This window comes from Synechocystis sp. LEGE 06083 (assembly GCF_015207725.1).
Taxonomy (GTDB): Bacteria; Cyanobacteriota; Cyanobacteriia; order Cyanobacteriales; family Microcystaceae; genus Synechocystis; species Synechocystis salina.
Genome location: NZ_JADEWJ010000179.1, coordinates 1 through 8,059, shown reverse-complemented (window position 1 = coordinate 8,059; position 8,059 = coordinate 1). Strand labels below are relative to the sequence as shown.

Below are 8,059 nucleotides of genomic sequence, written 5' to 3'. Positions count from 1 at the left end.
GTCTAAATTAATCACCAATTTCACCAAAATGCGGACCATGATGCAACAAATGGGCATGGGGGGAATGCCTGGAGGGATGCCAGGAATGGGGGCAATGCCGGGTATGGGAGGAAGTATGTTTGGTGGCCAGCCAGGCCCTGGTTTCCGGGGCTACAAGGGCAAAGGCGGTAAAGTCAAAAAGAAAAAGAAGAAAAAAGGCTTCGGACAGCTTTAGGGGTTTGGGGGCCTAGATTTATTTGTTTTTTGAATCGATCTGCTATCACTCTGACAATGGTGGCAGTTAACAAAAAGTCGGAGAGCCGGGATACATTCTCGAACCTAATCTAGGTTTTCCTTAGATCAAGATTGGGGTGAAAAACCTGTTGTCAAAATTTTAGTTTCTTTTACCTAAATCCACTTACCAAAGATCTGGTAATACTGGGAGAATTACAGGTAGTTCTCCCCAAAGTTTGGTGGGTCAAAGGGCCTGTAAAACACGATCCTAGGGAATGATTGCAAATGCCTAGCACAACATCCAGTTACAGTCCATTTAACCGAAAAGAATAATCCTAAATTTCCCTGGCTCCATACATTGAAGAAGTATATTAAAGCTCCCCAAATATCTGTGCCCGGCTCAGGATTTTCCCAAAACAAGTAAAATCATTTACACTGAAATTGTTTTATTTAATTTTTTAGGGATTATTCCTGGTGCTCATTGCTCAATCTGAATACGTTAAAAAACTCCGTCCCCTCTTGCCACCGGAAGCCTTCCAAGCCGATCCCCATAAATTAATTGTTTTAGGGTTAAATTTGGGTATTTATGTTGCCGGATTAATCATTGCCCGTAATCTCAATCATTGGCCCTTAGAGTGGCTTTGGCTATTTTTGCCCATGGCGGTCTTGATGGGGAATAGCGTCACTGTGTTTTTATTTGGGAGCCACGACCTAATGCACGGTAGTGTGCTGAAAAAACGTTCCAAAATTTCCTATCTCATCAGTTTTTTAGGTCTTTCCCTTTGGTGGATGCCTCCGACTCAATGGCGATCGCTCCATAATCAAGTCCACCATAACAATACGAATAGTGTGCGAGATCCGGATCGAAATTATCTACACGAACAACCCAAAACCTGGGGGAAATGGATCCATCATTTATTTGCGCCTTCAGGAGAAGTTAATCCTCTGTGGCTAATTTTTGGCATGGGTACAGCCTGGGGAGTGCATAATTTTCGCAACCTGATTTCCGTACTTTTCTTCACTGGGGGAAGCGCTGACTTTGTTCCCGCTGCTTTTACTGTTAAACCACAGGATCGTCAGAAAATTTTGTTGGAATTAGTCGCTATTGTAGCGGTGCATTTAAGCATTTTATTTTACTTACAATTTCAGTTAATTCCAGTTATTTTAGGCTATTTTTTGCCGATTTTTCTCGGCCATGCCATGGGAATGTTTTATATTTATACTAACCATTTGGCCTGCCCAATGACGGAGGTTAATGATCCACTAGTTAATAGTGTTTCTTTGCGGATGCCCAAGCTATTTGATTGCTTGCATTTTAATTTTTCTTACCACACGGAGCACCATTTATTTCCCGACGTAAATTCGGATTATTATCCTTTGGTGCAGGATTTATTACAAGCCCACTACCCTGGCCAAATGAATTTATTAACAGCAAAGCAAGCCTGGCAAATGTTGCTGGAAACGCCCCGTCATTACCAAGGAGAAACAACGCTGGTGGGCTACGACGGCACTGGGGCGATCGCCTGTCCGTTGCCGAAAAATACCCCTGATTTAACTGAGGCCAAGGTAACTACATTGGTTTAGGTGCATTAGTCAAATTTCCCGAACATTAATTGCCATGGACATCAACACCCTACTGGAACCCTATAAAACCGCCGGCGTTAATCTGGGGCTGGAACGCATCCATGGCCTGCTGGCCAAGTTGGGTAATCCCCAAGCCAAAGTGCCCTATATCCATGTGGGGGGTACCAATGGCAAGGGATCGGTGTGTGCCTACCTGTCCAGCGTATTGACGGAAGCTGGTTATAAGGTAGGGCGGTACACTTCTCCCCATTTGATTGATTGGCGGGAACGGGTTTGGCTGGATAACCATTTCATCGATAACCATGACCTAATGGCGGTGTTGCAACAGGTAACGGCGATCGCCAAAGCGGATGGTGCTGACCGCCCCACTTTGTTTGAGGTGTTTACAGCGGCGGTGTGGCTTTATTTTGCCCAGGCAGAGGTGGACATTGCGGTGATGGAAGTGGGTTTGGGGGGAAGGTTAGATGCCACTAACGTCCCGGAACCTTGTTTGCTCAGCATTATCACTTCCCTCAGTCGGGAACATTGGCAGGTGTTGGGGCCCACCGTAGTGCATATTGCACGGGAAAAAGCAGGCATTCTCAAAGCAGCAAGGCCGGTATTTTTAGGGCAAATTCCTGCAGAGGCACAGCCAGTTTTTCGAGAACGCATTGCCGAATTACATTGCCCCAATTATTGGATTGACCCCGCCATGGCCAGCGAAAAAAATGGTCAACCCTGGGCTAATTGGCAAGGTTTTGAGTATCCCCTCGCCCTATTGGGAGATTTCCAACTACAAAATTCGGCCCTGGCGATCGCCGCTTTACAGGAATTACAGCAACAGGGTTGGGACAAATTAACCCCGGAGATTATCCAACGGGGCATGGCCAAAGCCACCTGGCCTGGTCGATTGCAATGGGTGGACTACAACGGGCAAAAAATCCTTTTAGATGGAGCCCATAATCCAGCGGCGGCGCAGGCTCTGGCAAATTATACCCACCACTTAGTTGATCATTCAGACCACTATTTACCGACTATCACCTGGGTAATGGGCATGCTCAGCACCAAAGAACATGACCAAATTTTCCGCCATCTGCTCCGTCCCGGCGATCGCCTCTTGTTAGTGCCTGTGCCCGACCATGACAGTGGGGATTTGCCAGGGTTGGAACGGTTAGCATGGCAGACTATGCCGGAATTAAGCGAGGTTAAAGTGTTTGATGATTGTTTTACAGCCCTGGAAAATTTAGAAAAAACGGAAGAACATTCTAAAAAATTGACTGTTCTCTGCGGCTCCCTTTATTTAGTAGGCTATTTCTTAAAAAAATTGCAATCTTCTCAGTAATTATTTCTAGCAATTCTGCTCAGACTTAATTTTGATTGCTATGATTGCTATGATCGGATTCTTCCTCCTAGTTTACCTACCATGGCTATTCCACCAAACCATCTAGCTCGCTAGTGTCAGGGACAACACAGAAGAACTGATTTTACCCAAGCTTTCATTAATTTGTAGGATAGATAAATTGATTAAGCTACTTATTTATTTTGTTATTCTTCCCATCATTATTTTCCTCCTGGGCAATCAACCCACCATGGCAGCGTCAAATGCTAACCCCCAGGAGCAGAACCCTGCGATTTTAGTTTGTTTTTCGGGGGGGCAAGAGATTTTTCGTAAAAATGTGGTGGATGGCCCTTTTGCTGATGAGTATAAATTCGCCCATGAAATCAAAGTTATCGACAGCGAAGGAGAACACTGGGTTAATTTTGGTGGAGGCATGTGTCTGATTGATCAAGGGGAATCTTTCAACAGAAGACAGCTAGAATTAACAGATAACTTAAGTTGTTATTCAGGGGCAAAAAAAGTAGTCACTTTTGATGTTTATGGAGAAGAAACAACCATTGATGAATACGTTGAAGGCAGAACATTTTTGGCCAAAGCCAATGGCAGTGGACTTGCTTCGGAATCAATTCATCGATATTTACTGTTTGGTAGTGGAACCTGCATTGGAGAAGAGATAGGGGAAGATTGATAAAAGTTTCAATTAAATAAATTTCTCAAGCAAGATACAGAAAATGATTCAAGAGATGCGTCTAGCCCATTTTTTATGGCGGTGGTGTGAGCTTGACATTTATTTATTTTGAAAAAACGCTCTAATTGCGGTGCTAGACAAGTAAAAAATCGTCAATTTTTTCTTTTGAGATTAGTTGAGAACCCTTGATTTTTGCGGAGGGATTGCATTGACAAGTAACTATGGCGAACCTTAAATTTGTCGGCATTGATTTGGAGGCGATCGCCTGCTGTTAGTGGCGTTGCCCACACTCTGACAGTGTTTTCAGGTCATCTTTACCTAGTGGGAGATTTTCCGTAGAGTAATTTTGGTTCTTTTCGGTCCAGTTGATACCATGGGAACGTTTCCTTTTCCCCAAAATCAGTATGGATTTCCCTGCCTTAAGTTCCTACCTGCATCACCATCGACCAGGGGAAGATATTCTGGCAGAACTGCAGACGGATCAAGGTTTAGGTCTAACAGCGGAGGCCGTGGCCCAGCGTTACGAACAATATGGCCGCAACGAACTGAAATTTAAACCGGGTAAACCGGCTTGGTTGCGTTTTCTGCTGCAATTTCACCAACCTCTGCTCTACATTCTGCTCATTGCCGGTACAGTTAAAGCTTTTCTCGGTTCCTGGACTAATGCTTGGGTCATCTGGGGGGTCACCCTAGTCAACGCCATCATTGGTTACATCCAAGAAGCTAAAGCAGAGGGGGCGATCGCCTCTTTGGCCAAGGCCGTGACCACGGAAGCCACCGTGTTGAGGGAAGGACAAACCCTCCGTATTCCCTCCCAGGAATTAGTCATTGGTGACATTGTTTCCCTGGCTTCAGGGGATAAGGTGCCAGCGGATCTGAGATTGTTAAAAGTGCGGAATCTCCAAGTGGATGAATCGGCCTTAACGGGGGAAGCGGTGCCTGTGGAAAAGGCTGTGCAAGTGTTACCGGAAGAAACGCCCCTCGCCGAAAGATTAAATATGGCCTATGCAGGCAGTTTCGTCACCTTTGGCCAAGGCACCGGGGTGGTGGTGGCCACAGCTAATGCCACGGAAATGGGACAAATTTCCCAGTCCATGGAAAAGCAGGTCAGCCTCATGACCCCTTTGACGCGTAAGTTTGCCAAATTTAGTCACACATTGCTCTATGTCATTGTCACTTTGGCGGCGTTTACCTTTGTGGTGGGTTGGGGGCGGGGAGGCACTCCCCTCGACATGTTTGAAGCGGCCGTGGCTTTGGCCGTCAGTGCCATTCCCGAAGGTTTGCCCGCTGTGGTTACCGTTACCCTGGCGATTGGGGTGAATCGCATGGCCAAGCGCAATGCCATTATCCGTAAACTTCCCGCTGTGGAGGCCCTGGGCAGTGCTACGGTGGTGTGTTCCGACAAAACCGGTACCCTGACGGAAAATCAAATGACGGTGCAGGCCGTGTATGCGGGGAGAAAACACTACGAAGTCAGCGGCGGTGGTTACAGTCCCAAGGGGGAATTTTGGCAGGTAATGGGAGGGGAAGTGGACAATGTTTTGTTGGATGGTTTACCCCCAGTGCTGGAAGAATGTTTGCTCAGCGGCATTCTTTGTAACGATTCCCAACTGGAACATCGGGGGGAAGATTGGGTGGTGGTGGGGGATCCCACGGAGGGAGCATTGTTAGCTTCGGCGGCCAAGGCTGGATTTAGTCAAGCTGGTTTAGCTAGTCAAAAACCCCGTTTAGACTCCATTCCCTTTGAATCGGATTATCAATATATGGCCACGCTCCATGATGGAGAAGGGCGGACAATTTACGTCAAGGGTTCGGTGGAATCCCTGCTACAAAGATGTAATTCCCTGCTGTTGGATGATGGGCAAACGGTGCCGGTTAATCTGTCGGAGGTGGAAAAGAATGTTGAAGATATGGCTAAGCAAGGCCTGCGGGTGTTGGCCTTCGCTAAAAAAACGGTGGAGCCCCATCACCACGCCATTGACCACGGGGATATTGAAACAGGGCTAATCTTTTTAGGTTTACAGGGCATGATCGACCCGCCGCGACCGGAGGCCATTGCCGCAGTCCATGCCTGTCACAGTGCTGGCATCGAAGTGAAAATGATCACTGGTGATCATATTAGTACTGCCCAGGCGATCGCCAAACGGATGGGCATTGCCGCTGATGGGGATGGGCTTGCTTTTGAAGGACGACAGTTGACAACCATGGGTCCGGAGGAATTGGCCCAGGCGGCCACAGAAAGTTGTGTATTTGCTAGGGTAGCCCCGGCTCAGAAATTGCAACTGGTGGAAGCTTTACAGGAAAAAGGTCACATTGTCGCGATGACGGGGGATGGGGTGAACGATGCGCCGGCTTTAAAGCGGGCTGACATTGGCATTGCCATGGGTAAAGGGGGAACGGAAGTGGCTCGGGAGTCCTCCGATATGTTGCTCACTGACGATAATTTTGCCTCCATTGAAGCGGCGGTGGAAGAAGGACGCACTGTTTACCAAAATCTCCGCAAGGCGATCGCCTTTTTATTACCGGTCAACGGCGGGGAGTCCATGACCATTTTGATCAGCGTGTTGCTGGCTCGGGCGTTACCCATTCTTTCTCTACAGGTGCTGTGGTTAAACATGATCAACTCCATCACCATGACGGTGCCCCTAGCCTTTGAGGCCAAGTCACCGGGCATTATGCAAAAGCCCCCCCGCAACCCCAATGAACCCCTCATTACCAGGAAGTTACTGCACCGTATTTTATTGGTGTCCCTGTTTAACTGGATTCTGATTTTTGGCATGTTTGAATGGGTCAAGCGCACCACTGGCGACGTCGATTTGGCCAGAACCATGGCCATCCAAGCCCTTGTGTCCGCTAGGGTAATTTACCTGCTCAGCATTAGCCAATTAGGTCGTAGTTTTCTCGGCTATGTGATGGGTAAACGTCAAACCATTACCAAAGCCCCCATACTGTTAGTGGGCATTGCGGTGGCGATCGCCCTGCAAATTGGTTTCAGTCAACTGCCGTTTATGAATGTATTGTTCAAAACTGCTCCCATGGACTGGCAACAATGGGCAATCTGTTTACTGCCGATGATTCCCATGGTGCCCGTTGCGATCTTGGCCAATCGTCTTGATCCTTAATCGCTGGTTTAGCCTGCCCCAGGGGTGACAGAAACCTTAAAATTCACCTAAATAACTTCTCAAATCCCCTTTCATCCCACCCAATGCACCTAGAAGATACTATTGCGGCGATTGCCACCGCCATTGTGCCCCAACAGGGCAGTATCGGTGTGGTGCGACTGTCGGGACCACAATCCCTCACCATTGCCAAAACCCTTTTTGAAGCACCGGGGAGCCAAACCTGGGAAAGTCATCGTATTTTGTACGGCCATGTGCGTCATCCCGATACCCAAGTGGCGATCGATGAAGCATTGCTCTTATTGATGCTAGCGCCCCGTTCCTACACCAAAGAAGATGTGGTGGAATTCCAGTGCCACGGGGGAATCATGCCAGTGCAACAGGTTTTACAATTGTGTTTGCAACAGGGGGCCAGGCTGGCCCACCCGGGGGAATTTAGCCTGCGGGCCTTTCTCAATGGCCGGCTGGATTTAACCCAAGCAGAAAGTATCAGTGAACTGGTGGGAGCCCAATCTCCCCAGGCCGCGGCGATCGCCTTAGCGGGTTTACAGGGTAAGTTAGCCCAACCGATTCGGGATCTACGGAACACTTGCCTAGACATCTTGGCGGAAGTGGAAGCCCGCATTGATTTTGAAGACGACTTACCCCCACTGGATGAAAATTTAATTCGTCAACAACTACAGGATTTGTACCAACAATTAGAAGCAATTTTAGACACTGCCCAGCGAGGGGAACTGCTCCGCACCGGCTTAAAAGTGGCCATCGTGGGGCAACCCAATGTGGGGAAATCCAGCTTACTCAATGCTTGGAGCCGTACAGACCGGGCGATCGTCACTGATCTACCAGGCACCACCAGGGACGTGGTGGAATCCCAACTCGTAGTGGAAGGCATTCCCATCCAGGTGTTAGACACTGCAGGCATTCGGGAAACGGCGGACCAAGTGGAGCAGATGGGAGTAGAGCGCTCCCGCAAAGCTGCTCAACAGGCGGATTTAGTTTTATTGACGGTGGATGCCCACCAGGGTTGGACCGAGGCAGACCAGTTGATTTACGACCAAGTCAAAGACCGCCCTTTAATTTTAGTAATTAACAAAATTGATTTAGCCCGGGCCGATTTAGTCAACTATCCACCAGGAA

Annotated in this window: 5 protein-coding genes and 1 pseudogene; all 6 read left to right on the top strand. The window is 48.1% G+C overall.

Features of this window, described 5'->3' with window-relative positions; all coding sequences use genetic code 11:
• Positions 1–214 (top strand): annotated as a pseudogene (locus tag IQ219_RS13435) (signal recognition particle protein); the annotation flags it as partial.
• Positions 215–687: 473 nt separating this feature from the next.
• Entirely contained in the window at positions 688–1,797 is a 1,110-nt protein-coding gene (locus tag IQ219_RS13430; protein WP_194072942.1) for a fatty acid desaturase, read from the top strand.
• 34 nt (positions 1,798–1,831) lie between these two features.
• Positions 1,832–3,118 (top strand): folylpolyglutamate synthase/dihydrofolate synthase family protein, encoded by a 1,287-nt coding sequence (locus IQ219_RS13425; RefSeq protein WP_194072941.1) that lies wholly within the window; start codon positions 1,832–1,834, stop codon positions 3,116–3,118.
• 247 nt (positions 3,119–3,365) lie between these two features.
• Positions 3,366–3,803, top strand: a complete 438-nt coding sequence (locus IQ219_RS13420) for a hypothetical protein (RefSeq protein WP_194072940.1) — start codon at positions 3,366–3,368, stop codon at positions 3,801–3,803.
• 404 nt (positions 3,804–4,207) lie between these two features.
• Positions 4,208–6,925 (top strand): cation-transporting P-type ATPase, encoded by a 2,718-nt coding sequence (locus IQ219_RS13415; protein ID WP_194072939.1) that lies wholly within the window; start codon positions 4,208–4,210, stop codon positions 6,923–6,925.
• Between the two features lie 83 nt (positions 6,926–7,008).
• Positions 7,009–8,059, top strand: a 1,051-nt coding sequence (gene mnmE, locus IQ219_RS13410; RefSeq protein WP_194072938.1) for a tRNA uridine-5-carboxymethylaminomethyl(34) synthesis GTPase MnmE, incomplete at its 3' end; no start/stop codon positions are given.